At 70.7% G+C, this 24331-nt stretch carries 25 protein-coding genes, 1 tRNA gene and 2 pseudogenes; 16 read left to right on the plus strand and 12 right to left on the minus strand.

What is annotated here, in order from left to right:
- The first annotated feature begins 15 nt into the window (after positions 1–15).
- A complete protein-coding gene (locus AB0M56_RS30350; RefSeq protein ID WP_364182055.1) occupies positions 16–831 on the plus strand; it encodes a helix-turn-helix domain-containing protein in 816 nt (271 codons plus the stop codon).
- A gap of 122 nt (positions 832–953) precedes the next feature.
- Complete coding sequence (locus tag AB0M56_RS30355) at positions 954–2528, plus strand: beta-N-acetylhexosaminidase (RefSeq protein WP_364182058.1); 1575 nt, start codon at positions 954–956, stop codon at positions 2526–2528.
- A gap of 50 nt (positions 2529–2578) precedes the next feature.
- On the opposite strand, the gene AB0M56_RS30360 is transcribed toward AB0M56_RS30355, so the two are convergent.
- On the minus strand, positions 2579–3274 hold the full coding sequence (locus tag AB0M56_RS30360) for an MOSC domain-containing protein (protein ID WP_364182060.1): 696 nt from the start codon (positions 3272–3274) through the stop codon (positions 2579–2581).
- Positions 3275–3545: 271 nt separating this feature from the next.
- On the opposite strand from AB0M56_RS30360, the gene AB0M56_RS30365 reads away from it, so the two are divergent.
- Positions 3546–4691 (plus strand): hypothetical protein, encoded by a 1146-nt coding sequence (locus tag AB0M56_RS30365; protein ID WP_364182062.1) that lies wholly within the window; start codon positions 3546–3548, stop codon positions 4689–4691.
- Between the two features lie 348 nt (positions 4692–5039).
- Here AB0M56_RS30365 and AB0M56_RS30370 read toward each other — a convergent pair whose 3' ends face one another.
- Together AB0M56_RS30370 and AB0M56_RS30375 are read right to left on the minus strand one after the other, a co-directional pair.
- Positions 5040–5948, minus strand: a complete 909-nt coding sequence (locus tag AB0M56_RS30370) for an NAD(P)H-binding protein (RefSeq protein WP_364182065.1) — start codon at positions 5946–5948, stop codon at positions 5040–5042.
- A 705-nt stretch (positions 5949–6653) separates the two neighbouring features.
- The gene (locus AB0M56_RS30375; RefSeq protein ID WP_364182068.1) at positions 6654–6980 is read right to left on the minus strand and encodes a helix-turn-helix transcriptional regulator; all 327 of its coding nucleotides are present in this window, start codon (positions 6978–6980) and stop codon (positions 6654–6656) included.
- A 152-nt stretch (positions 6981–7132) separates the two neighbouring features.
- Here AB0M56_RS30375 and AB0M56_RS30380 point away from each other — a divergent pair, with 152 nt between their 5' ends.
- The 5 genes and pseudogenes from AB0M56_RS30380 to AB0M56_RS30400 all read left to right on the plus strand — a co-directional run bounded on the left by AB0M56_RS30380 (position 7133) and on the right by AB0M56_RS30400 (position 10444).
- Positions 7133–7918: an SGNH/GDSL hydrolase family protein gene (locus AB0M56_RS30380; RefSeq protein ID WP_364182071.1), complete on the plus strand. Its 786-nt coding sequence runs from the start codon at positions 7133–7135 to the stop codon at positions 7916–7918.
- Complete coding sequence (locus tag AB0M56_RS30385; RefSeq protein WP_364182074.1) at positions 7915–8484, plus strand: TetR/AcrR family transcriptional regulator; 570 nt, start codon at positions 7915–7917, stop codon at positions 8482–8484. The genes AB0M56_RS30380 and AB0M56_RS30385 overlap by 4 nt, the downstream gene beginning before the upstream one ends.
- 226 nt (positions 8485–8710) lie before the next feature.
- Positions 8711–8971, plus strand: coding sequence for a hypothetical protein (locus tag AB0M56_RS30390; RefSeq protein WP_364182077.1), 261 nt, complete (start codon positions 8711–8713; stop codon positions 8969–8971).
- A 117-nt stretch (positions 8972–9088) separates the two neighbouring features.
- Positions 9089–9409 (plus strand): annotated as a pseudogene (locus AB0M56_RS30395) (histidine kinase dimerization/phosphoacceptor domain-containing protein); the annotation flags it as partial.
- 493 nt (positions 9410–9902) lie between these two features.
- Positions 9903–10444 (plus strand): annotated as a pseudogene (locus tag AB0M56_RS30400) (response regulator transcription factor).
- On the opposite strand, the gene AB0M56_RS30405 reads toward AB0M56_RS30400, so the two are convergent.
- On the minus strand, positions 10445–11899 hold the full coding sequence (locus AB0M56_RS30405; protein ID WP_364182079.1) for an NAD(P)/FAD-dependent oxidoreductase: 1455 nt from the start codon (positions 11897–11899) through the stop codon (positions 10445–10447).
- A 130-nt stretch (positions 11900–12029) separates the two neighbouring features.
- Between AB0M56_RS30405 and AB0M56_RS30410 the strand changes: the two genes are divergently transcribed.
- The 3 genes from AB0M56_RS30410 to AB0M56_RS30420 all read left to right on the plus strand — a co-directional run bounded on the left by AB0M56_RS30410 (position 12030) and on the right by AB0M56_RS30420 (position 14919).
- On the plus strand, positions 12030–12758 hold the full coding sequence (locus tag AB0M56_RS30410) for a DUF2786 domain-containing protein (protein ID WP_364182082.1): 729 nt from the start codon (positions 12030–12032) through the stop codon (positions 12756–12758).
- Between the two features lie 139 nt (positions 12759–12897).
- A complete protein-coding gene (locus AB0M56_RS30415; protein WP_364182306.1) occupies positions 12898–13632 on the plus strand; it encodes a GNAT family N-acetyltransferase in 735 nt (244 codons plus the stop codon).
- 147 nt (positions 13633–13779) lie between these two features.
- Positions 13780–14919: an adenosylhomocysteinase gene (locus AB0M56_RS30420; protein WP_364182085.1), complete on the plus strand. Its 1140-nt coding sequence runs from the start codon at positions 13780–13782 to the stop codon at positions 14917–14919.
- On the opposite strand, the gene AB0M56_RS30425 is transcribed toward AB0M56_RS30420, so the two are convergent.
- Genes AB0M56_RS30425 through AB0M56_RS30435 form a run of 3 tightly spaced genes read right to left on the minus strand, consistent with a single transcriptional unit; the run spans position 14920 to position 16258 of the window.
- Complete coding sequence (locus tag AB0M56_RS30425; RefSeq protein WP_354875029.1) at positions 14920–15297, minus strand: VOC family protein; 378 nt, start codon at positions 15295–15297, stop codon at positions 14920–14922.
- On the minus strand, positions 15294–15662 hold the full coding sequence (locus tag AB0M56_RS30430; protein WP_364182089.1) for an SgcJ/EcaC family oxidoreductase: 369 nt from the start codon (positions 15660–15662) through the stop codon (positions 15294–15296). The genes AB0M56_RS30425 and AB0M56_RS30430 overlap by 4 nt, the downstream gene beginning before the upstream one ends.
- Positions 15659–16258 carry a hypothetical protein gene (locus AB0M56_RS30435; protein WP_364182092.1) on the minus strand — a complete coding sequence of 200 codons (600 nt, stop codon included), beginning with the start codon at positions 16256–16258 and terminating at the stop codon, positions 15659–15661. The genes AB0M56_RS30430 and AB0M56_RS30435 overlap by 4 nt, the downstream gene beginning before the upstream one ends.
- 86 nt (positions 16259–16344) lie before the next feature.
- Between AB0M56_RS30435 and AB0M56_RS30440 the strand changes: the two genes are divergently transcribed.
- Both AB0M56_RS30440 and AB0M56_RS30445 read left to right on the plus strand, forming a co-directional pair.
- On the plus strand, positions 16345–17310 hold the full coding sequence (locus AB0M56_RS30440; protein ID WP_364182095.1) for a LysR family transcriptional regulator: 966 nt from the start codon (positions 16345–16347) through the stop codon (positions 17308–17310).
- A gap of 54 nt (positions 17311–17364) precedes the next feature.
- The gene (locus AB0M56_RS30445) at positions 17365–17853 is read left to right on the plus strand and encodes a VOC family protein (RefSeq protein WP_364182097.1); all 489 of its coding nucleotides are present in this window, start codon (positions 17365–17367) and stop codon (positions 17851–17853) included.
- 623 nt (positions 17854–18476) lie between these two features.
- Here the strand turns inward: AB0M56_RS30445 and AB0M56_RS30450 are convergent.
- The 5 genes from AB0M56_RS30450 to AB0M56_RS30470 form a co-directional block, all read right to left on the minus strand.
- Positions 18477–18549 (minus strand) — tRNA-Ala (locus AB0M56_RS30450).
- Between the two features lie 72 nt (positions 18550–18621).
- Positions 18622–19479 carry a gephyrin-like molybdotransferase receptor GlpR gene (gene glpR / locus AB0M56_RS30455; RefSeq protein ID WP_364182100.1) on the minus strand — a complete coding sequence of 286 codons (858 nt, stop codon included), beginning with the start codon at positions 19477–19479 and terminating at the stop codon, positions 18622–18624.
- 160 nt (positions 19480–19639) lie between these two features.
- Complete coding sequence (locus AB0M56_RS30460) at positions 19640–20299, minus strand: GNAT family protein (RefSeq protein WP_364182103.1); 660 nt, start codon at positions 20297–20299, stop codon at positions 19640–19642.
- Entirely contained in the window at positions 20299–21582 is a 1284-nt protein-coding gene (gene glp / locus AB0M56_RS30465) for a gephyrin-like molybdotransferase Glp (RefSeq protein ID WP_364182105.1), read from the minus strand. Before glp ends, AB0M56_RS30460 begins: the two co-directional genes overlap by 1 nt.
- Positions 21579–22484 (minus strand): UTP--glucose-1-phosphate uridylyltransferase, encoded by a 906-nt coding sequence (locus AB0M56_RS30470; protein WP_364182108.1) that lies wholly within the window; start codon positions 22482–22484, stop codon positions 21579–21581. The genes glp and AB0M56_RS30470 overlap by 4 nt, the downstream gene beginning before the upstream one ends.
- 24 nt (positions 22485–22508) lie before the next feature.
- Here AB0M56_RS30470 and AB0M56_RS30475 point away from each other — a divergent pair, with 24 nt between their 5' ends.
- The 3 genes from AB0M56_RS30475 (at position 22509) to AB0M56_RS30485 (ending at position 24278) form a co-directional block, all read left to right on the plus strand.
- On the plus strand, positions 22509–23102 hold the full coding sequence (locus tag AB0M56_RS30475) for a 5-formyltetrahydrofolate cyclo-ligase (protein WP_364182111.1): 594 nt from the start codon (positions 22509–22511) through the stop codon (positions 23100–23102).
- A 90-nt stretch (positions 23103–23192) separates the two neighbouring features.
- A complete protein-coding gene (locus tag AB0M56_RS30480; RefSeq protein WP_354875013.1) occupies positions 23193–23501 on the plus strand; it encodes an FmdB family zinc ribbon protein in 309 nt (102 codons plus the stop codon).
- Positions 23502–23630: 129 nt separating this feature from the next.
- On the plus strand, positions 23631–24278 hold the full coding sequence (locus AB0M56_RS30485; protein WP_364182114.1) for an SAF domain-containing protein: 648 nt from the start codon (positions 23631–23633) through the stop codon (positions 24276–24278).
- Positions 24279–24331: the final 53 nt, after the last annotated feature.

Here is a 24331-nt window from a genome sequence, read left to right on the forward strand (position 1 = left end):
GCCTAGCGTGGTCACGTGCAGGCCTTCGACTGGACGGGCGTGGACATCGCGGGCCCGACGCGACGGCTGCCGGGCATCCGCATGGCCGGGTTCCGGCAGGCGGTGCCGGCGCCCGTCGACATCACGATGGTGGCGCACCCGGCCGTCACGGTGCTCGTGGACCTGAGCGACGGCCTCGGCTACGAGGCTTTCGGACGGCGTGGGCGCGGCAGCGTCGTCGTCGGGCTGTGTCCCGGCGAGCTTCGGGCCGCCGGCCGGATCGGCGAGTGCTTGCAGATCCGGCTCGACCCGGCCGTGGCCGCGGCGGTGCTCGGGGACACGCTGAGTGGGGCGGTCTCGCTCGAGGACGTCGTGGGCCGCGACGCCGTGCGCTGGGAGGATCGGCTGCGCGCGGCGGCGTCGTGGGACGACCGGTTCGCACTCGCGGCCGAGTTGCTGAGGCGGCGGCTGGGGTCCCGCCGCGTCGATCCGGAGGTGGCCCAGAGCTGGCGGCAGACGTTGGCGGCTCGGGGGCTCGCGCGTGTCGAGGGGCTGGCGGACGAGGTCGGGTGGAGCCGCAAACGGCTGTGGGCGCGGTTCCGGACGCAGCTCGGCATCACGCCGAAACGCGCCGCTCGCCTGGTGCGGTTCGACCATGCCGCGCATTTGCTGGCGTCGGGGCGGGCGCCTGCCGAGGTTGCCGCGGAGAGCGGGTTCTCCGACCAGTCGCACCTGCACCACGAGGTGAGGGCGTTTTCGGGACTGACGCCCGCGGCCGTCGCGGTGGCGCCGTGGCTGGCGATCGACGACGTCGCGTGGCCGGCCGCGCCGAACCGTTCGCGACGGGCGTGACGGGCGTGACGGGCGGGCAACCGGGTGCGGGAGGTCCGGGCGATCCTTTCGGCTGTTGTCCGCGGCCTGCCTAGTGGTCTATACCTCTTAAGGTCTGTCTTCTCCCCGACCGGAGGTAGTCCGTGAGGAAGAGCTTGTCCAGAGCCGTGCTGGGGGCGACCGTGCTGAGCCTCGCGGCGCTCGGCCTGCCGGCGTCGGCGACGGCCGCGACCGCCGCACCCGAACGCAGCGTCACCGACATCGTCCCACTGCCCGTGCAGGCCAAGGCCGACCCGAAGGCGAACTTCACACTGTCCCCGCTGACCGTGATCCGCGCGGGCAAGGGCACGAACCAGGTGGCCGACTACCTGCGCGGCCTGCTGCGCCCCGCCACCGGATACCCGCTGCCGGTCGTGCCGGTGAACGCCGGCCTGCCCGCCATCTCGCTCGACCTTGGTCACGCCGACAGCCGCGTGGGCACCGAGGGTTACCAGCTGTCCGTGGCGAAATCGGGCGTGACGCTGAAGGCCAACACCGCCGACGGCCTGTTCGAGGGTGTGCAGTCGCTGCGGCAGCTGCTGCCGTCGGCGATCGAGGCGAAGAGCGTGCAGTTCCGCAAGTGGACGATCGCGGGCGGCACCGTGCTCGACTACCCGCGCTTCGGCACGCGCGGCGCGATGCTCGACGTCGCGCGGCACTTCTTCAACCCGGCGCAGGTGAAGACGTACATCGACCAGCTGGCGCAGTACAAGATCAACACGCTGCACCTGCACCTGGCCGACGACCAGGGCTGGCGCATCGAGATCAAGAGCTGGCCGCGCCTGGCGACCGAGGGCGGCAAGGGCGCCGCGGACGGCGACCCCGGCGGCTACTACACGCAGGCGCAGTACAAGGACATCGTCGCCTACGCGGCGTCGCGGCACATCACGATCGTGCCGGAGATCGACATGCCCGGTCACACGAACGCGGCCCAGTCGGTGTACGCGGAGCTCAACTGCGACGGCGTCGCGGTCCCGCCGCGCACCGACACCGAGGTCGGCTACAGCTCGCTGTGCATCGACTCGCCGACGACGTACAAGTTCGTGGAAGACGTGATCCGCGAGCTGGCCGCCATCACGCCCGGCAAGTACCTCGGCATCGGCGGCGACGAGGCACACTCGACGTCCGACCCGGACTACAAAGCCTTCTACGCCAAGGTGAACCCGCTCGTCGCGAAGTACGGCAAGCTCATCACGGGCTGGCACGAGATCACGAAGTCGGACCTGCCCGCCACGGCCATGCCGGAGTACTGGGACCAGGGCGGCGCGAACCCCGACCTCGCCGCGTTCGCCGCGCGCGGCGGCAAGGTGCTGATGGCGCCGTCGAACCACGCGTACCTCGACATGAAGTACACCGAGGACACGCCGCTGGGCCAGGACTGGGCCGGTCTCGTGGAGGTCAAGGACTCCTACGACTGGGATCCCGCGACGCTCGTGCCGGGCGTCGGCGAGAGCTCCGTCTCCGGTGTCGAGGCTCCACTCTGGACGGAGACCATCCGCACCAACGACAACATCGAGTACATGGCGTTCCCGCGCCTGCCTGGCCTGGCCGAGATCGGCTGGTCGCAGCAGTCCGGACGCGACTGGGACACCTACCGCGTCCGGCTGGCGAAGCAGGCGCCGCGCTGGGTGGCGCAGGGGATCGACTTCTACCGCTCCCCGCAGGTGGACTGGAAGTAGTTCTTTGCCGAAGGGCCCCTTCCCTGGGTTCTCAGGGGAGGGGCCCTTTTTCAGCCCGCGTTGCGCATCCGCCAGCGCTTCACCGACGAGCGGATGCCGCCCGAGTACGACGACGAAAGCGCCGGCGTCGCCAGGATCTTCTCCGCGCGTTGGACTCCCGCTTCCGCGATGCGCGGCTCGAGCTGCGCGAAATTGGCGAACGCGATCAGGTGCACCTCGGCCACGGTCGGCGCCTGGGCGTCGGACTCGACCACGCGCACGGCCCCGGACGTCGGTACGCGACCCGGCCGCAGCACCCGCAGGTACCAGCCGCACCGCCCGGAGTCGATCATCGCCGGCACGAGGTCCTTGCGTCCCGTCCGCATGGCCAGCTTGAAACACGGCTGCCGCGGCTGCGACACCTGCAGCCGCGCGTCGCCCCACTCCCAGACATCGCCGATTCGCACGCGCGTCTCGTCCGCGCCGCTCACCGCGAGGTTCTCCCCGAACGTCCCGAGCTCGACGTCGAACCCATCGGCCGCCCACGCCGCGTAGTGCTGCGCGGGGTAGACGTAAACGGCTTTGTCGATCGCGCCGTGCACGCGCAGGTCGGCCTGCTCATCGCCGTCGAGGTTCAGCCGCGTGAGCTCCAGCTCGCGCGCGGCCACGCGGTCCTTGACGATCGCGCTGAGCACCGGGCGCTCCCGTCGCTGCCCGAGCACGGCGGGCCGTCCGACGAAAACACCGGCGAGTTCGAGTGTGGTCACGTTCGCGAAGCTAGCACGCGGCCCGCTGCAGGTCAGGTGCTTTTGGCCGCCGCTGAAGCCGGACCGCGAAGCGTGCCGACGCAGTGGTCGCAAACGCTTGCGCCGAGCGTCGCAGAACCTCGTCGGCACGGTCGGCACACGACCTGGCCCGACTGGTGCGATCGGCAGAATTCGGTCGTTTTGGTGGCGACACGAGCCGATTGATCTTGATTCGGGGAGTCCTGCGGTGTGGTCTGGAGCACTACTGCACGCCGGAAGGAGGGTTCCGACGATGAGACTGTGGCCCCGGCGCCGCGCCTCCCGATCTTCGCGGCGCGCCCGCGACGACATCGCAGCGCTGATGCCCTACGGCCCGTATTCCTCCGTGCGCGTCCGCGACGACTCCCTCGAGCCTGGTGCCGAAGGGCGAAACGTCGCGTATTGCTGTTTCACCGACCCCGACGAGGCAACGCGGTGCCACGCCGCGTGGCAGCAGCACGCTCCCACTCTGACGAGCGTGCTCCTCCACGACCGCCGCAGCGCTTTCGAGCCGGATGTCGAGGGCTCCTACCTCCACGCGGACGGAACACGGCACGTCGGGCTGCCGCCCGAGATCACGGCGCTGATGGCCGAGCTGGCCCCGCCGAGCGCCAAGGATCTGGCGGCCCGCCACGCCCTCGAGGCCGAGCAGGTCCTCGAAGCGGTGCGAGCGGAGAAAGCCGCGTGGGAAGCGCGGCAGCCGAAGGAAGTCGTGCTGGCCGAAGCGGGCGACGACTCCCCGATCGCGCACCACGACAAGTTCATCAAGGCCACCCGGATGACGGCCGGTGGGCAGCCCGTCGATCGGGTGAAGTTCCACTTCGCCGAGTTCACCGGCGACGAACCGGAACCGGCCATGCCCGAGCGCGGCGACACCGATGACGAGCGGCGGCGCCTGGTCTGCGACGAGTTCGACGTGGCTCGCGCGTTGTGGGCGAAGGCGGTCTACCGGCGTGAGGCCACGCCGGTGCTGCGCGCCGCCGCGTCGGCCTGGCCCGAGGTCGCCGAGGCCTTCGCCCGGATCGGCCAGGCCTGGTCGGACCTCGACGACCCACCGCACAGCTGGGAAGTCGCGGTCAAGCGCCTGCTCGATGCCCATGACCACGCGAGGCCCATCGTGGAGAACTGGGAGCACGTCCACGCCCGCAAACTGGTCACTGTCGGCGCCGAGCTGACCTACAGCTGCGGTGAGCTGACCGAGCTTCGCAAACAGCTGAGCGTCGAGCTGGGTATCGACAACATCGAGGAGTGGCACATCGGCCGCGTCGAGGACGACGCCACTGATCCGCTCAACGCCGATATCCGGGACGGGGCGAGCGTGCAGCTCGAAAACCTCATCCAGCCCCAGCGCGACCGGCTCGCCCTGATCGCCGACGTCGCGGGCCGCCTGACGGCGTGAGCACAGCGGCATCCGCGGCCGCACCGGTCCGAACCGGTGGATTCGGGAGATGGGCGGAGGGCGTCTCACCGGAATCGTTTCCTCCCACGGGAAACGGCACCGGCGCACCGGGTGTGGCCCGGACCCCGGCTTCTTCGCCGGATCCGGGCCACGCCTGCCCCCTCGGGCTCAGCCGTTGAGTGCCGCCGACTCCGCGTCACTAGCGTGCGCAGGACTTCACCGAGGCCTCGGTGAAGTCCACTCGGGAGACATCCATCAGAAGAATCCCAGCGCCTGATCGGAGTACGACACGAGCATGTTCTTCGTCTGCTGGGGATGTCGCGGCCTCGGCCTTGTTCCGGCGTTGTGTCAGGCTTTCGCCGTCTCCCGGATGGCCTCGTCGACCGAGCGGTGGACGGGCGGGTCGACGAACAGCTCGCGCAGGAACAGCCCGTCGAGGTGCTCGATGGTGAGACCGGGCTGCTTGCCGGTGAGGCCGTTCACGCGACCGCCGAGGCGGAACATCGCCCGGACGACGCCGGCGGGCACCGTGCGAACCGAGCGAGGCTTTCCGGCGGCGCCGGCCATGCGGGTGAGCATGTCCGTCCAGCGCAGGTTTTCCTCGACCACGGGGAGGTCCGCGCCCGAGCAGTCCTCGAGAGCGTCGACGGTCACGACGCCGACGCCCCGCGCACTCGTCGCCGCGCTGCCGCCCCGGGGCGCGAACAGCGGTGCCGACGACCGCACCCACTTCACCACCGGCACCGACCACTCCGGCACCCGCCCGGGCGCGACGCCGAACACGTACGGCACCTCGATGATCGCCACCGGCAGATCCGGCCCGGCCGTCTCGCGGGCGAGCTTCGCCTGCTCGATCCGGCTGCGCACGTACGGGTGCTTCGCCGCCAGGCCCCACTCGGGGTGCACGCGGTCGAAGTACGTGTAGTACGACGCGAGCACCGCCGCCCTGGTGCACCCGACCTCGCGCGCCGCCTTCAGCAGCGCGACCACCGGCGCGACGTTGCCCGCGTGCAGCCGCGGCGCGACCGGTCCCTTGTCGACCCTCCGGTCGTCGCTGCCGCCGGCGAACACCACGCCGTCGTGGCCGGCGAGGAGCTTACGCAGGTCGTCTTCCGAGGCCGTCGTGACGTCGAGAACTCGGTCGACGCCTTCGCGGGGCGTGCGGGCCACCGTGGTCGCCTCGTGCCCGCGCAGCCTCAGCTGCTCCAGCACGTGGTGCCCCAGCAAGCCGCTTCCACCCACCACCAGGATTTTCATGGCAAAGATCATCGCGGACGGGCCCGCCATGGTCCAGCGGCCTTCACCCCACCCTCACGCCGGGTCGCGGCCGCGATGCCTCTCCAGCTTCATCACCGGCGGACCGCCTCGGCCCGACGGCACGGCCACGCAAGTCGCCTTCCGACGCATCGCCGGCACCCACGCGGCGGCCGGCCACGCCCTCGGACGACGGCTGCCTCAATTCGGGTGCCGAACCGGTCTCGTCGCCTTTTTCGCCTGCGGCCACGCCCCTTCCGGGTGCAGCCGCACGACCGCGTATCCCTGCCCCGGCCGAACCGCTCTCCGAAGTTTCGCCCGCCAGGCCGCTCGGCAGAGCCCCCGGCAACCCGGCGTCCGGGTCGTTTTGCCCGGGCTCACAGAACTCCCAGCGCCTCGCCCCGGCTCATGTCCACCGAAACCAGGCGCCCCGGCGGCCTCGCCGTCTGCCAATTCCTCCGCAGCCAAGCCGTTTCCGGCCACACCCCTCGCCCCAGCGCGGTCGACCCAGCCGACACCGCCACCGGTGGTTTCCCCGCCACTACAACGTTTCCACCAGAACCGACCCCGACCCGCCCCAGCTCCCCCGCCAGAAAGGTCGCGACCATGTCCTCCTCCCAGCGCTCCCGGTACCACCGCGGCAACAGCCGCAGGACGGCTCGGTACCGTCTCTCCAGTTCCGTCACTTTCCCTCCCCGGCTACGAAGTTCACGCGTGTCTTGTCTGCCGGCCGCGCAGGCGGGCCGTCGCCGCCTCGGCGTTGGCGTGTTGGCGGGCGGCCTCGGTTGCGACCGCGTCGCCGCCTGAGCGGGTCAGGCGGTAGTAGCGGCGCAGCCTGCCCTGCAGGACCTCTTCGCGGTCGTGCTCCACGAGGCCCTCCGCGGTGAGGCGGTCGAGGGCGCCGTAGAGCGTGCCGACCTTGAGCCTCACACGCCCCTCCGACGGTTCCGCGACTTCGCCGACGATGCCGTAGCCGTGCCGCGGCTCGCCGACCAGCGCGGTGAGGATGAAGAAGACCTGCTCGGACATCGCCATGGACCCAATGTATCGCCGGACGATATATGTCGGCAAAACTGATCCGGGTGAAACTCCGGAACCCCGTGAAGAAGTGAACCTCACGTAGACACCGTCTACTAGAGTTTGATAGACAGTGTCTACAAGGTGAACCACGGGTTACGGAGATCGACATGAGCTTTCAGAAATTCGTCGCCGTCGGCGACAGCTGCGCCGAAGGGCTCGACGATCCGTACCCGGACCACAGCCAGTACCGCGGCTGGGCGGACTTCGTCGCGGGCCGCCTCGCGCAGGATGAGCCCGATTTCCGCTACGCCAACCTCGCGGTGCGCGGCCGGCGCCTCGACCAGATCATCGTCGAGCAGCTGCCGGCCGCGGAGCGCCACGCGCCCGACCTGATCGCCCTGTTCGGCGGTGGCAACGACGTGATGAGTGGCGGCTGGGACCCCCGCACCGTCGCGCGCCGCGTCGACGCCGCGATCCGCCGGTGCACGCACATCGCGCCTACGGTGATCACCTTCACCTTGAGCGACATCGCCCACCGGATGCCCTTCGGCGCCCGCATGCACCCGCGCGTGACCGCCCTCAACGACGCCATCCGCGAAGCGTCCGTGAGCTACGGCGCCAAGCTTGTGGACCTGTGGCCCGACCACGCCGCCCACGACTCGCGCTACTTCGGCCCCGACCGCCTGCACCTGTCCGAAGCGGGCCACCTGCGGGTGGCCGGCCACGTCCTGAACCGCCTCCACATCGGCCACAACGACGGCTGGCTCCAGCCGCTCCCCGGCTTCCCCGCGCGCCCGAGCCTGCGCGCGGACCTGCAGTGGTTTTGGCAGGAGGTCATGCCGGTCGCCTTCACCCGTCTGCACAACCGCCTGATCGGCCGCTCGCCCGGCGACGGCTTTTTCCCCAAGCGCCCCGACCTGCTGCCCGTCGCGTTCTCCGAAGCGCAGCTATGAGCGCCCGCCAGCGGCTGATCACCACCGCCGAGACCCTGCTCGCCGACGAAGGCGTGGACGCGGTGACGCTGCGGGGCATCGCGAAGGCCGCCGGCGTCTCCCACGGCGCGCCCCTGCGGCACTTCTCCGGCCGCGCCGAACTGCTGTCGGCCGTCGCGACGCTCGGCTTCGCGCAGCTGCTCGAACGCGGCGCGAAGCTGCCCGAAGGCAACCCGCGTGAGCGCGTGACGGCCGCCTGCCACGCGTACGTGGCCTTCGCGCTGGCCAACCCCGCGATGTTCGAGCTGATGTTCCGCCGCGACCTCATCGACCCGGCCGAACCCGGGCTTGTGGCCGCGAGCAGCGCCGTCTTCGACTACTTCGCCGACCTCGTGCGCCTCGACCGCGAAGCCGCGTACGACGACCGGCTCAAGCCCGGCACCGACCCGCGGCTCGTCGCAGCTTCGCTGTGGGCAGCGCTGCACGGGCTCGCGCAGCTGTGGCTGTGGGGCGGCCTGGCCGGCGCCAGCTTCGCACCGTCTCCGGAATCGGCCCTCGCGGTGACGCTCGACGCATACCTGGGCTGATGCTCGGCGGGGAGCAGCTCCGGGGACCTCCCCGGCCTCGGGCGCTCCCCGCCGAGCAACGCCGAATGGGTGACCATTCGCGCCAGACGCTATCCGGACGAACCGCCCGCTCGAATCCCTCTTCCGCCGCAGCCGGCGGTAAACCTTGGCGGTACGCGCCGCGCCGTACTCCGCGCCGGTCGTAGCCGACTGGGTTTCCGCCGGTCAGGCCGGTAGCTTCGCCTCCGTGCCGGTGTACGGGGTGGGGGTGGTGCGCGGGCTTCGCATGCACCCGGTGCTGGCGGACAACCTGCTCGCGGCCGCGGTCGCGGTGTTCCTGCTGGCGGGCGCGGCCGTGCGCGGCGGCGAGCTGGGCGACCGGCCGGGCGCGTTCGGGCTGGTCCTCGCGGCCGTCGGCGCCGCGCCGCTACTCGTCCGCCGCCGGTTCCCGATCGGCTCGCTGCTGGCCGTCACGGCGCTGATGGGCGCGTTCTACCTCTGCGGTTGACGCGCGACACTCGGCCAGCCCGGCATCTTGATCGCCGCGTACACGGTGTGGGCGCGCTACCCGGCGAGCAAGGCATGGCCGTCTTCGGCGCTCGCGATGGCCGCGTACGAGGCGACAATGATCGCCGGCGGCGCGTCGCACCCCGTCGGCGATTCGGTGATCGCCCTGCTGCAGGCGTCCGCGACCATCCTGATCGGACACTCCGCCCACGTCCGCGCGAACCGCTTGCGCGCCACCGCCGAACGCGCCGATCGGGCCGAACGCGAGATCGAGCTGGAGGCGCAGCAGGCCGTCGCCGAGGAACGCATCCGCATCGCGCGCGAGCTGCACGACGTCGTCTCGCACCACCTTTCGGTGATTTCCGTCCAGGCCAATCTCGCGAAGTACGTCTTCGAAACTGCGCCGGACACGGCTCGTGGCGCGCTCGACACGATCACCGGAACCACCACCGAAGCCCTCGACGAGCTGCGCCGCCTGCTCAGCGTGCTTCAGCCGCCGCGGTACGAACCCGGCGAGTACCGCCCGCAACCGGGTCTCGCCGACCTGCCCGCGCTCGTCGCGAGGCTGAGCGACGCCGGCCTTACGCTCGGGCTGCGCGTCACCGGCACGCCGCGGCCGTTGCCGCCCGGCCAGCAGTTGTGCGCGTACCGCGTGGCGCAAGAGGCCCTCACCGACGTGCTCAAGCACGCCGCCGACGCCACCGCAGAGCTCACGCCGGACTACCGCGACGAGGGCCTGCGCGTGCTGGTCGTCGACTCCGGCGGCGGGCCGCCGCCGCGCGTCAACCACGCTGACAACGGGCTGGTGGGGATGCGGGAACGCGCGCGTATGTACGGTGGCGTGATCGAGATCGGACCGCGCGAACCCGCGGGGTTCGCCATCGAGCTGACCCTGCCCTACCCGGCCACCGGGCGGACACCGGAGAACCGTCGTGACCAGTGTGCTCGTGGTGGACGACCAGGATCTCGTCCGCGCGGGCTTCGTCGCGCTGCTCGGTGCGGTGCCCGGCATCGACGTGCTCGGCGAAGCGCGCGACGGGCTCGAAGCCGTGGACAAGGCGTTGCGGCTGAAGCCCGAAGTGATCCTGATGGACATCCGCCTGCCCGGGCTCGACGGTGTCACCGCCACGGGACGCATCCTCGCCGCGGCCGGGCCGGAGAAGCCGCGCGTGCTGATCCTGACCGTGCTCGACCTCGACGAGTACGTCTACGCGGCCCTGCGCGCGGGGGCGGCCGGGTTCCTGCTCAAGGACAGCCCGCCGGAGACGTGAGGTGCCTGACCGAGCGCGAGCTGGAGGTGCTCTGGTTCGTCGGCACCGGCGCGACCAACGCGGACATCGCGGCCGAGCTGCTGGTGAGCGAGGCGACCGTGAAGACGCACCTCAACCGGCTGATGACGAAGCTCGGCGTTTCGAGCCGCGCGCAGGCCGTGGTCGTGGCGTACGAGACGGGCATGGTGCGGCCGCGCGGCTGATCACCAGCCGGCGGGCAGCGCGAGGCCGAACTCTCTGCGCAGCGCGGCTTTCGCGGCGTGCAGGCCGGCCATGCCGTGCACACCGGGGCCCGGCGGGGTCGCGCCGGAGCAGAGGTAGACACCGCTCAACGGGGTTGTGTGGGGATTCCAGCGGATGACCGGGCGGGCGAGCAGCTGCCGCAGGGTCACGGCGGCGCCGGAGATGTCGCCGCCGACGTAGTTCGCGTTGTAGTTCTCCAATTCGACCGCGGGAACCCCGCGTGACGCGAGGATCGTGTCGCCGAACCCCGGGGCGAAGCGTTCGATGCGGCGGCGGACGACGTCGGTGGCGTCGAGCGGATCGCCGTTGGGCACGTGCGCGTAGGCCCAGATCGGCTGCTTGTGCGGAAGTCCGCGGGAGGGGTCGGCTGCCATCGGCTGGGCGAGCAGCACGTACGGCTCCTCGGCGCGCTGCCCGCCGGCCACGGTGTTCTCGCCGGCGCGGACCTGCGCGGCCGTCCCTCCGATGTGGACGGTCGCGGCCCTGGCCAGCTCCGGCTCGCGCCACGGGATCGGCTCCGACACGAGGAAGTCGACCTTCGCCGCGCCCGGTCCGTAGCGCACGTTCTCGAGCGCACGACGGTAGCCGGGTGGCGCGAAGGGACCCGCGAGTTCAAGCAGGCCACGCGGGCTGACGTCGAGCAGCACGGCGCGCGTTTTCGCGAACTCCCGCAGGTCCGTGACGCGGCTGGAGGTGTGGACGCGGCCGCCGTGTGCGACGAAATCGGCGGCGAGCACGTCGGTGAGCACCTGCGTGCCTCCGCGCGGGACCGGCCAGCCGCCCGCGTGCGCGAGGTGGCCGAGCAGCACGGCGGTGCCCCCGCCGGCCAACGACGGCAGCCGACCCATCGGGTGCGCGGCGACGCCGGCGAGCAACGCGGGGGCTTCGGGACCGCGGAACAGGACCTCGTCGATGCCGGTGCCGAGTGCGACGATCCGCGGCGCGAGCAGAGCGGCGACGGACGGCCGCGGTGGCCGTCTCAGGTCGCCCAGCAGCAGGTCGGTGATCTCGGCGGTGTGCTCGACGAGCGGTCCCATCAGGCGGCGCCAGCGCTCGCTGTCGGCGCCGAGGCGGGCGCAGGTGCGGTCGAGGTCCGCGTAGGCGAGGCCGGTGCGGCGTTCGTCGACGGGGTGCCCGTACGCGACTTCAGGCCGGCACAGCTCGACGCCGTGCGCGGCGAGGTCGAAGCCCTGGAAGAACGGCGAAGCGACGGCCATCGGGTGCACAGCCGAGCAGACGTCGTGGACGACGTCGGCGTCGAACAGCCGCGCCGACCGCGCGCCCCCGCCGAGCTCCGCCGCGGTTTCGTGCAGGTCGACCGCGAGACCGGCGCGGGCCAGCAGCACGGCGGCGGCCAGGCCGTTGGGGCCGGAGCCGACGACCACGGCATCAGGGACGTCCGCGGGCGAATCCACTCACGGATCGTATCGACACGCGGGCACCCTGCCACTTGCCCGAACACCTGATCGAATATTGTCGTACCCCGCGCCTACCTTGGACCCCACGCCGGCCCGTCCGGGCCCGGCCCAGCAGGAGAGGGGGATCATGCCCGCCCACGACACGCAGCTGGAGCGCATCCGCAAGCTGCTCGCCAAGGCCGAAGACCCGGCGGTGACCGCGGAAGAAGCCGAGCTGTACAACACGAAGGCGGCCGAGCTGATCGCCCGGTACGGCATCGACAACGCGATGCTCGCCGCCGCGGGGCAGGGCTCGGACGACATCGCCGTGCTGAAGATCCCCATCGAAAACCCGTACAGCCGTGACAAGGCGAGCCTGCTCACGAACATCGCGTACCCGTTGCGCTGCCGCACGTTGCTGCACCGCGTGGGCCAGGGCGTGGACGCGGTCACGGTGTTCGGCTTCAAGTCTGATCTCGGGCGCGTGGAGCTGCTGTTCACAAGCCTGTTGCTGCAGGCGAGCACCCAGCTCACGCGCGTGCGACCCGACGACCGGGTGTTCCGAGAATCGCTCGCCGCCTACCGCCGCACCTGGCTGCACGGTTTCGCGCGCGCCGTCCACGATCGGCTGGTGCGCGCGGAGGACACGGCGGCGCGCGAGCACCCGGGTTCGGGCGGGCAGTCGGCCGAGCTGGTGGTGCGCGACCGGAACACGCTCGTGCAAAGTGCGTTCGACCGCGAATACGGCGACTTGCGCGCGGCCGCGCCGCGCCGGCTCTCCGGTTCGGGGTACCGCGAAGGCCATCAGGCGGGCACGCGCGCCACGCTCGACCCGGCCGCGCTGGCCCGGCGCAGGCAGGCCCTGCCGGTGCGTTGATCAAATTCTGGGGCTGTCCCGAGGCTTCGCGGTTTACCCTGTGAGCCATGAATGTTGCCGGTCACCTCGTCCCTCGTTCGGAGCCGCCCTCGGCTTCCGGCCGGAGAAGCGGTGCCCGGTCGTGAGCGGCGAGCCGGCCGTGCGAGTCGAAGACCTCGCGACGCGTCCGGATCTGCGCCGGCCCGCGCTGAAGCTGGGTGTGGTCGGCGGAGAGTTCCTGGCGCACGACGTGATCGGCGACCTCGCGGCGTCCGCAAGGCTGGCGGCACGCTGGCCGGAGTTCTTCTTGGTGCTGCTGGAAGACGACGTGCCGGTCGCCCGTGCGGCGGCGGTTCCCGTGGCGTATCCGACGGACGAGCGCACCGAGCTGCCCGACCACGGGTGGGACGGCGCGCTGTTGTGGGCCGCGCAGGACGTGATGGACGACCGCGAGCCGACCACGCTGGTGGCGCTGGAGGTCAACGTCGCCGAGCGCGCGCGGGGCCAGGGCGTCGCGGCGCTGGCGCTCACGGAGCTGAAGAACCGCGCCCGGCGCGCGGGGCTGTCGCGACTCGTGGTGCCGGTGCGGCCGACGGGCAAGGCGGACCACGCCGTCGAGTCCATTGTGGACTACGTGGCGCGGCGAGACGAGCGGGGCCGGCCGGCGGACCCGTGGCTGCGCAACCACGAACGGCTGGGCGCGCGGCTGGTGAAGATCGCGCCGTTCGCGATGACCGTGATCGGCACGCTGGACCAGTGGGAGGAGTGGACCGGCGTGCGGCCCGGCGACGGCCTCACGACCGTGCCCGGCGGGATCGCGCCCGTACTGGGGTCGGTGGCGCAAGACCTCGGTGTGTACGTGGAGCCGAACGTGTGGCTGGAGCACCCGCTCTGACCTCGGTTATCGTGGTGGCGTGTGCACTCGTCGGCAGGAGCTCGTGACGCCGATCTTCGGCGACCACTCCTACCGGTGTGACTTCTACGGCTGACGACGTCTTCCGTCCCCGTTCGAAGGTCACCACAACCGAAGAGGAACACAGTCATGCCTGAAACCCATCCCGCCACGGCCTGGGCTCTCAAGCACATGCCCCTCACCGCGCAGGCGGTCGCCGAACTGACCCCGGTGCTCGCCGGGAAGCGGCTGGCGATGTGCCTGCACGTCGAGCCGAAGACCGCTGCGCTCGTGACGCTGCTCGTGCGCGCCGGCGTCGACGTGCGGCTCACCGGCTCGCCCGGCACCACCCACGACGACGTCGCCGACGCGCTTGGCGAGCTGGGCGTCGCCGTGTTCACCCGCCGGGGCGACGGCGAGGCCGAACACATCCGCAACATCGAGCGTGTGCTCGACGTCGAGCCCGACCTCACGCTGGACAACGGCGGTGACCTCACCGTTTCACTCCTCGGCTCCGGCACGCCGGCGGGTTACCTCGGCGGCACCGAGGAGACCACCACCGGCGGAATCCGGCTGCGCGAAACAAAAGTACGGCTCGGCAAACCCGTGGTCGTGATCAACGACTCGCGGCTGAAGCTCCTGGTGGAGAACGAGTTCGGTGTCGGCCAGAGCGTGGTGCAGGGCTTCCTCAACGCCACCAACCTCATGGTGCCGGGAACGCGGGCCGCGGTGCTCGGCTACGGCCCGTGTGGCAAGGGCGTCGCCGACACGTTGAGCCGCCTCGGCGCGCGCGTTTCGGTCTGCGACACCGACCCGATGCGGGCGCTCGAGGCGATCCTCAACGGCCACCGCGTCGGCACTGCCACCGAGGTCGTGGTCGAAGCGCAGCTGGTGTTCACCGCCACCGGCCACCCCGGCGTGCTGGGCGCGGCCGAGCTCGCGGCGTTGCGCGACGGCGCGGTGCTCGCCGGCGTCGGGCACTTCGCGTGGGAGATCGACCGGGCGGAGCTCGACGCGCGGACCGTCCGCACCGTCGAGTACGGCGCGCCTTCGCGACGCACGGGCCACGTCCTCGACGACGGCCGCGAGATCGTGCTGCTCGACCAGGGCCGGATGCTCAACCTCACGGCCGCCAACGGGAACTCCATCCAGGCCATGGACCTCGGCCTCACGCTGCAGGCCCGCAGCCTCGCCGCCGTCGCCGCGGGTGGGCTGGCCGACGAGGTGCAGCCCGTGCCCGCGGATGTGGAGCACCGCATCGCGACCGATCTGGTCGCCGCGTTGCGCTAGCTACTTCTCCAGGCCTGGCGGCAGGAAACCGTGCTCGGACAGGTCGAACCAGTTGCCTTCCGGATCGATCGCGCGGTACTCGGCGAACGGGCGGTCCCCGCCGCGCAGCACCGGTCGGGGCACGCCCGCTTCGGCGAGCTTCTCCGCGATCGGCGGGATTTCCGGGACCTGGAAACCGAAGTGGTTGAAGCCGGTGGCGACGTCGCCGTCGAGCTGCTGCTGGATCAACGCCAGGTTGAGGTAGCCGTCGGTCACGAAGTGGCTGCCGTCGGGGTCGGTGTGAAACAGCTCCATGCCGAACTGCTCGCAGTAGAACGCGGCCATGCGCTTCGCGTCCTGCACGACGAAGGCGAGGTGACGCAGGCGAGGGCGGGTCATGCGGTGGGTCCCTTCGGGATCATGTTGTGAAAAGCGGCGATCGTCGGCTCGCCGTCGTGGCGAACCACAGCTTGCGCGTGCGTCACCACGCCGGCGGGCCCGATCTCCGACGTCGCGTGCACGAGCGAAAGCTCCGGCGAAAGGCGGCGGATCAACGTGACCTCGGCGGACAACGTGGTGCCGCGGTACGCCGCGGCGAACAGCTGCGCGTGGCCCGTCTCCACGGCTTCGCGCCCGACGAGCGCTTCGCCGCGCACGTTGACGAAGTCGACGTCGGACGCGAAGACGGAAGCGAACTGCGTTGCGTCGCCGCGGGCCCAGCCGTCGGCCATGGTGCGCCAGAGCGCGCGAATCGACTCGTTCACGCCGTCACCATCCCGACGCGCAGCGGGAGCGATTCGCAGTCGCCATTCCACGCGGCCAGCGAGTAGTAGAACTCGCCGTGCTGCCGTTCGAGATAACACACGACGTTGAGCGGCCAGCCCGCGCTGTGGAAGACGTACGCGTCCATCGGCGTCGGGCGTTCGCTGAGCGGGCGGCCGCGTTCGCATTCAGGCCCGAGGCGATGCCAGTCCGGGTGCAGGTGGACGGACCCGAGCACGTCCAGACCACGCGCGTCGGCCTCGCGGGTGATGCGCAGCAGATCGGCGGGATCCAGCCACCACGCGCGCACCGAATTCTCATACGCGGAGCCGAATTTCGGCACGATCGTGGTCGCGAACTCTTCACGCGCGCTGGGGTCGGTGACCCGCGCGTTGCGGCCGAACGCGAGGTCCGAGACGATCAGCGCGTCCTCGGCGAAGGTGCCGAGCAGCACAGCGAAGCACGGTCTCGGTTCCTCGGGCGTGATGAACGCGTATTCGATGGCTGCCGCGTCGAGGAACCGCTGCAGCACTTCGTCGGAGAACAGCACGGGAAGCGTTGTTTTCCCGATGAGCGGAACGGAGACCAGAGATGTCACGCCGGGCACCGTAACCAGGCGCGATGCGGTGTGGCCATGATCATCACGGGATCGGCCCTATTGCATCCGGCGATAATGTTTTCCCCATGCGCCTGGAAATCCGGCACCTCGAACTCGTGGTCGCGATCGCCGAGGCCGGCAGCCTGCGCAGAGCCGCGGCCCGCCTGCACCTCACGCAGCCGGCGGTGACCACGCAGCTCAAACGGATCGAGCAGTTCCTCGGCGGGCCGCTGTTCGTCCGTTCGGCCGAAGGTGTGCTGCCCACCCACACCGGCACCGAACTGGTGCGCGACGCGCAGAAAGTGCTGCACGGCTTCGACACCCTGCAACGCGCCGCGCGCCTCAACGCGCAACACGAAGCGGGCGCGCCGGTGCGCGTCGGCGGGATTCCGGCGCAGCAGTTCAGCCTGCTGGTGAACGCGTTGACGACCATGCTGCCCCGGCGCGACGTCACCAGCCGCACGATCCGCGAAACCAGCGCGCTGACGGCGTTGCTGCGCTCGGGTGAGCTCGACGTCGCCGTGATGCGCGCGTTCCCCGGCTTCCCGCTGATCCCGCCCGACGGCGTCGAGTACCGCGTGCTGCTGCGGGAACCGTTTTTCATCGGCGTCGCGGACCACCACGCCTTGGCCGCGCGCGGCGAGGTCGCGCTGGCCGACCTGGCGGGCGAGAAGTGGGTGATGCCCGACCCGGACGACAGCGGGATGAACGAGTTCTTCGCCCGCACCTGCACGTCGGCCGGCTTCGACCAGCGCATCACGCACCTGACGAACGAGGCGCACGTCGCGTTCGCCCTCACCGCCGAGGGCCGCGCGATCTGCCTGCTCTACCCCATCGGCACCGACCGCACGGGCATCTCGACGGTGTCGCTGACCGGCACCCCGCTCTACCGCGAGCTCGTCCTCGCGTGGCGCACCGACTCCCCGATCGCTTCACTGGTGGACGAGATGTGTGCCAAGATCGACGCCGGGTACCTCGCCCTGGTCGAGGACTCGCAGTTCTACCGGAAGTGGTGGCACGACGGCGGTTCCGCGTTCGCGCTGCCGCTGTGAAAATTGCCCGCAGGGAAGTTGCCACTGTGAAGTCGTCGCTGTGAAGGAGTCGCCATGCCGATCCGCGGCCTGAACCACGCCGTCCTCTGGGTCCGCGACGCCGCCCGCAGCAGCGCCTTCTACGTCGACGTCCTGGGCTTCCGCGCGGTGCACACCTCGGACCGCGCCGTCTTCCTCCAGGCCCCCGACTCCCACAACGACCACGACCTGGGCCTTTTCACCCTCCCCGACGCCACCGCGGCCCCTTCCGGTTCCGTCGGCCTCTACCACCTGGCCTGGGAAGTCCCCACCCTCGCGGACCTCCAGACCTACCTCGACGCTTTGCGGGCCGCCGGCGCCCTCGTCGGCTCTACCGACCACGGCACCACGAAAGCCCTCTACGCCAAGGACCCGGACGGCCTGGAGTTCGAGATCTGCTGGCTGGTCCCGCAGTCGCAAATCACGGACGCCGATCGCGCCCACAACGGACCTCTGGACCTCGCCACGGACGTCGCCCGCTTCGGCGCTGACACACCTGGTGAATCGGCCCGCATCCCGGCGTAAGTTCAGGCAGCCGGCGCGAGTACGTAGGAGAACCGGGGGATCACCGGAACCCACTTCTGGAAGTTGGCGAGACCGTCGACCTCCAGCGCGGCCGACACCTGCGCAAGTCCTCCTCGCCCGGGACTCCGCCGACCGTCCACTTCGGACCCGTCTTCGATGTCCGAAACGGTTTGCTGCGTAACGGTCGACCGGGGCGGCGACTCGGGGAGGGATCGGTCTTCGGTGGTCTGTTCCGGCACGAGTGAGCGCAGCAACCGGCGCAGGCTGCCCGACGACATGCCGGGCAGGACCAGCGGCAGGCTGATGATCTTCTCCAGGTCGTACTGTCGCGGCGAAGTACGGATTCACAGCCCAGCCACAACGCATGCACGATGCCCAGGCTCGCACGACACCTTCTTCCACAACCAGACCGACGCCGGCTGCATCCAGTTCGGCACCGACAAACAAACCCTCGTCGGGATCACCATCGGCTGCCATCTCACCGCCGCAACCAAGAACCTCGCTGGGGGGTCCGGGGGGGCGAAGCCCTCCCCGGGCGGGGCCTGGGGGATTGCACCCCCAGAAAACAAAACGGAGCGAGCCAGTTCGCGCTTTCAGCGAACATAACCCGCCCCGAGTGACGGTGGAGCTGAGGGGAATCGAACCCCTGACCTTCTCGATGCGAACGAGACGCGCTACCAACTGCGCTACAGCCCCCAAGGAGCGTGAGCCCCTTGTTCAGTGCTCGCAGAGCGTATCAGCTACCCCAAGAGCACCGAACTTCGGGGGTCACTCCCCGACCGCCCGGCGGTACGGGCTGGTCCCCGGCTCGTCGAGCTCCTCGAAGGCCGGGTCTTCGTCGTCCAGGTCGACCACGACGGCCTGGCGGCGGATGCGGGACATGGGCGACGGCTTGCGTTCCACGATCTCGCGGGGCGTCGGGGAGACGACCTCCAAGTCGTCGTCTTCCTCGGCGACCGGAGCCGCGGCGGAGGTCGAAGCAGCGGGGCGTTCCGTGCGGCGCGGCGCCGGGAGCGGCTCGCGAGCTTCTCGAGAGCCCTCCCGCGCATACCGCGCCATCCGCCGCTGACGGATGTCGTCTTCGATGCGGACCTGGCGGCGCAGGTAGGCGAGGTACCCGACCAGGATCACGTCGACCACGGCGTTGCCCCACCACACCACGGACATCACGAAGCCCGCGAAAGCGGCCGACGCGACGGCGAGGATCAGCAGGATCACGACGATCCGCTGGCGGAACGCGTACTTCGCCCGCGCGGCGATCTCCGCCGCCTCCGGGTCGAAGCCGCCGCGGCCCGGGCGGTAGCCGGAGGACCGGGCGCGCGATGGCTCGTCGCGCACGTCGGCGGCCGGCTGGGGCAGCGGCTCGGGTTCCGGTTCTTCCTCTTCGAGGTCGGCGTCGAGCTCCGCCTCTAGTTCGGCGAGGTCGTCCTCCACCGAAGGTTTCGCACTTTCGGACACGGCGAACTCCTCCTGTCCTTCATTGCGAGCTCCCCCGCTGCGCACGACGCGCGCTGCGAGCGCGGACGACGGCGTCCGTGCCACCTGCTGGCGCTTGCGAGCCACCATGGGCACGAGAACGACGAGCCATGCCGCGGCGAGCGCCACGATGATCAGCGAGCTGGGCATCCCCCGCACCTCCCCCGATCCTCTGCTGTAGTCACGCTAGCCACAACAGTCACACACAGGACGCAGACTCGCCGGGTTCGATCACGAAATTGCCTCACCGGATTAGGTGAATCTCACAGTATGTGGTAACGCGTGATCGGAACCGGACCCGTAGTCACCATCAGAGCAGGTCGGCGCGTCCCATGGCCACGAGCCGGGAGACGAGGCCGTCGCCGATCTCCTCTTTCGTCACGGCGAAGCAGAGGTGGTCGCGCCAGGCGCCGGCGACGTCGAGGTAGCGCTCGAAGAGGCCCTCCTGCCGGTAGCCGGCCTTGGTGAGGACACGGATGCTCGCGTTGTTCTCCGGCCGCACGGTCGCCTCGAGCCGGTGCAGGCCGGACGCTTCGAAGGCGTGATCCGTCACGAGCGCCACAGCCGCTGTCGCGACCCCGCCGCGCACGATGTCCGACGACACCCAGTACCCGATCCAGGCCGATCGCAGCGAGGCGCGGATGACGTTACCCACCGTGATCTGGCCCGCGAACTTTCCGTCGACCGTGATCGTGAACGGCAGGCACTGCCCGCGCCGCGCGAGACCCCTCAGGGCCGCCCACTGCGAGGGCCACGACCAGAACGCGTTGCGGTCGGGCCACGGCCCGATCCCCGTCGGCTCCCACTGCTCGAGGTGGTCGCGGTCGCGCAGGCGGATGCGGCTCCACTCGCCGGCGTCGCGCAGCCGCACGGGCCGCACGCTGACGACGCCGGCCGGCACGCGCAGTCCGCCGAGCTTCGCGGGCCAGCCCGGGTGGCGGCTCTCGACCGGGTACGAGTACGAGCCCACTACGCCCGCTGCGCGAGGAACGTGACCTTCACCTGTTCGCCCGCGGCCACCTCGGTGAGTTCCTCGTCCACCGTGATCAGGCAGTTCGCCTCCGCCAGCGACGCCAGCAGGTGCGCGCCCGACGTGCCGAGCGGCTGCACGAGGTACTCGCCGTTCGCCTCGTCGCGCAGCAGCTGGCCGCGCAGGTAGCCGCGCCGTCCCTTCGTCGACGTGATCGGCGACAGCAGGCGCGCGCCGACGATCCGCCGGTGCGGGTTGCGCGTGCCGCGCGCGGCGCGGATCAGCGGCCTGACGAGGACCTCGAACACCACCAGGGCGCTCATCGGGTTGCCGGGAATGAGGAACGTCGGCACGGAGTCCGGGCCGAGCCGTCCGAAGCCCTGCACCGAGCCCGGGTGCATCCCCACTCGCGTCATGTCGATGTGGCCGAGGTCGGACAGCGCGGCGTGCACCTCGTCGCCGGAAGCGCCGCCGGCGCCGCCCGCGACCACCACGATCTCCGACATCAGCAGCCGGCCCTCGACGATCTCGCGAAGCCGCTTCGGGTCGCTCGGCACGATGCCGACGCGGCTCACCTCGGCCCCGGCGTCGCGCGCGGCCGCGGCCAGTGCGTAGGAGTTGACGTCGTAGACCTGCCCCACCGACGGCGTGCGGTCGACGTCGACGAGCTCGTCGCCCACAGACACGATCGACACGCGCGGACGCGGGTAGACCAGCACCTTCGCGCGTCCGACGGCGGCCAGCAGGCCCACCTGCGCGGACCCGATGGTGTCGCCCTTGCGCACGGCGACGTCGCCGATCTGCACGTCTTCGCCCGCGCGGCGCACGTACGCGGCCGAAGGCACGGACTTGTGCACGGTGAGCTTGGCCTGGTGCCCGTCGGTGTACGCGGTGGGCACGACGGCATCGGCGAGCGTCGGCAGCGGCGCGCCGGTATCCACGCGCACCGCCTGCCCCGGCTGCAGCCGCCGCGGCTGGCGGGAGCCGGCCTGGATCTCGCCGACCACCGGCAGCTGCACCGGCTCCTCGCCGGCGGCGCGGACGTCGACGCTGCGCACCGCGTAACCGTCCACGGCGGCCTGGTCGAAGCCGGGCAGGGCGTGCTCGGCGACCACCTCCTCCGCGCACAGCAGGCCCTGCGCCTCGGAGATCGCCACGCGGACCGGCCGCGGCCGGACGGCGGCGTCCAGCGTCAGCGCGATCTGCGCGTCGACAGAGCGCAGCTCCGCCTCCACGGGTTCCGGGGCCTCTTCGGCCGGGGCAGCGTCGAGGGAGTCCGTCATGGGCGTTCGGTCCCGATCCGTTCGGTCAGCCACGTCCGTAACGATGGCCCGTATTCGGGCGTTTCAAGCGCGAAATCGACGGCGGCGCGCAGGAAACCACCCGGATTCCCCAGGTCGTGTCGTCCGCCGCGGTGCACGACCACGTGAACGGGGTGGCCTTCCTTGATCAGCAGGGCCACGGCGTCGGTCAGCTGGAGCTCGCCGCCCGAGCCCGGCTCGATCCGGCGCAGCGCGTCGAAGATCGCCCGGTCGAGCAGGTAACGTCCGGCCGCCGCGTACGTCGACGGCGCGTCTTCCGGCCGCGGCTTCTCGACCATGCCGTGAACCTGCTTCACGTCCGGGTCGTCGGTGTCGGAGACGTCGAACACGCCGTAGGGCGAGATCTGCTCCTTGGGGATGTCGAACGCGCAGAGCACGCTGCCGCCGTGCTGCGCGCGCACGGCCGACATGCGGTCGAGCACGCCGGTGGGCAGCACAAGGTCGTCGGGCAGCAGCACGGCGACGGCCTTGTCCGCGTCGGTCAGGTTCGGCTCGGCCTGCGCGACGGCGTGGCCCAGCCCCAGGGCCTGCTCCTGGATCGCGACCTCGACTTCGAGCAGCCCCGGCCCGCGGCGCACCTTCTCGAGCAGCTCGGTCTTGCCCTTGGCCTCGAGCGTCTTCTCCAGCTCGGGCTGCGTTTCGAAGTACTTGACCACGGCGTCCTTGCCGGGCGAGGTCACGATCACCAGGCGTTTCGCCCCCGCAGCCGCGGCTTCGCTCGCGACGAGCTCGATCCCCGGTGTGTCGACCACGGGCAGCAGCTCTTTCGGCACCGCCTTCGTGGTCGGCAGGAACCGGGTCCCGAGGCCGGCCGCAGGCACGATGGCTGTTCTGAACGTCTGGGAGGTTGAGGCGCCCGTCATGGGCGCAAAGCCTAACGTGGTCGCATGCTGGCACCGGGCAATGAGCACCTGAGCAAGGCGGAGTGGCGTGCGCGAGTTCTTCAGGCGCGCGCCTCAGTGAGCCGTTCGGAGCACGCGGCGGAGGCCGAGGCGCTAGCTTCTGCGGCTGCTTCGGTGGCGGCGGGAACCGTATGCGCGTATGTGCCCTTCGAAACCGAGCCTGGGTCCGTTTCGCTGCTCAACGCCCTGGTCAAGGCGGGTTCACGCGTATTGCTGCCGGTGATCCCGGACGTCGTCGGACCGCTGGATTGGGCCGTCTACACGGACGAGTCGACGCTCGTGCCCGGTCGGCTGCGCGGCATCCTCGAGCCGTCGGGGCCGAGGTTGGGGGTCGACGCCGTGTCGGAGGCCGATGTGGTGCTCGTGCCCGCGCTCGCCGTGGACCGCCACGGGGTACGGCTCGGACGTGGCGCTGGTCACTACGACCGGTCGCTCACTTCGGGCCACGCGGACCGGTTCGCCGTGGTCCGGGCCGAGGAGCTGGTGGATTCGCTCCCAGGTGAGGCCCACGATGTCCCGATGACCGGGGCACTGACCCCTGCGGGCCTGGTTCGGTTGCCCACTGCCACAGTGATGTGAGCCAGGGGGAATTGCGCACGGGGAATGCCGTCCAGCACAATTGGGTTGGCACTCTTGTCTCACGAGTGCCAGTTGCATGAAGGAGCTCCAGTGCCCACGTACCAGTACGCCTGCAAGGAATGCGACCACCGCTTCGAGGCGGTGCAATCCTTTTCCGACGCCAGCCTGACCGTCTGCCCCCAGTGCTCCGGTCCGCTGCGCAAGGTCTTCAGCTCGGTCGGCGTGGTCTTCAAGGGCAGCGGGTTCTACCGCACCGACTCGCGCGACGCGTCGAAGTCCTCGACCACGGCCGCCACCCCGGCGAAGTCCGAGACCAAGACGGAGACCAAGAGCGAGTCGAAGACGGACTCTTCATCGTCCTCCTCGACCACGACGAAAACGGCTTCGACCGCCTCCTGACCCCGGAGTTATCCACAAGGGGGTAGTTGTCCACAGGTCGCGGAAGTTCCTCTTTCCGCTGGTCATCACCGTCTCTAACGTCGGTTTCGTGCGGCATCGCGCCGCACGGGAACCGACGAGGGGACGACCGTGGACACCTTGCTCAACCGCCTGACCGATCTGCACTTGCTGCGCGGCAGGCGCGCCCGGCTGCTTCGCCGGTTCCTGGCCGCGGCCCTGATGCTGGCCGGCTTGCTCGTCCTTCTGCACCCCGCTTCCGCGCGTGGTGCACCTTCCACCGCCACCGTCGTAGCCGCGCGGGATCTGCCCGCGGGCGCGGTGCTGCGCGCCGCCGATCTCCGGCTGGCCGACCTTCCCGACGACGTCCGGCCGGCCGGCGCGCTCGGCGACGTCGGCGCGGCCGTGGGCCGGCTGCTGTCCGGTGCCGCTCGTGCGGGTGAGCCGCTCACAGACGTCCGCCTACTGGGAACAACGCCGGCTGCCAAGGGTGAATCCGGCACGGTCACGGTCGCCGTCCGGCTCGCCGACGCGGGCGTGGCGGAGCTGCTGCAGCCCGGGCAGCACGTGGCCGTCGTGGCGGCTCCCGACGCCACGCACACCGCCGCCGAGCTGGTGAAGGACGCCATGGTGGTCACCGTGCACCGTCCCGAAGGCGGGGGTCAGGGGGTGATCGCGCCCGACAAAGGCCCGTTGGTGCTCCTCGCGCTCCCTGTGAGCGTTGCCACCGAGGTCGCTGCGACGTCGCTGGAACGACCGGTTACGGTTACTCTCCGCTAACCCGTCCCTGTTCCGATGGGCGACGGCACCCCCATCTGAACCTCTCGAGGAGT

Source organism: Amycolatopsis sp. NPDC051372, from assembly GCF_040682095.1.
Taxonomy (GTDB): Bacteria; Actinomycetota; Actinomycetes; order Mycobacteriales; family Pseudonocardiaceae; genus Amycolatopsis.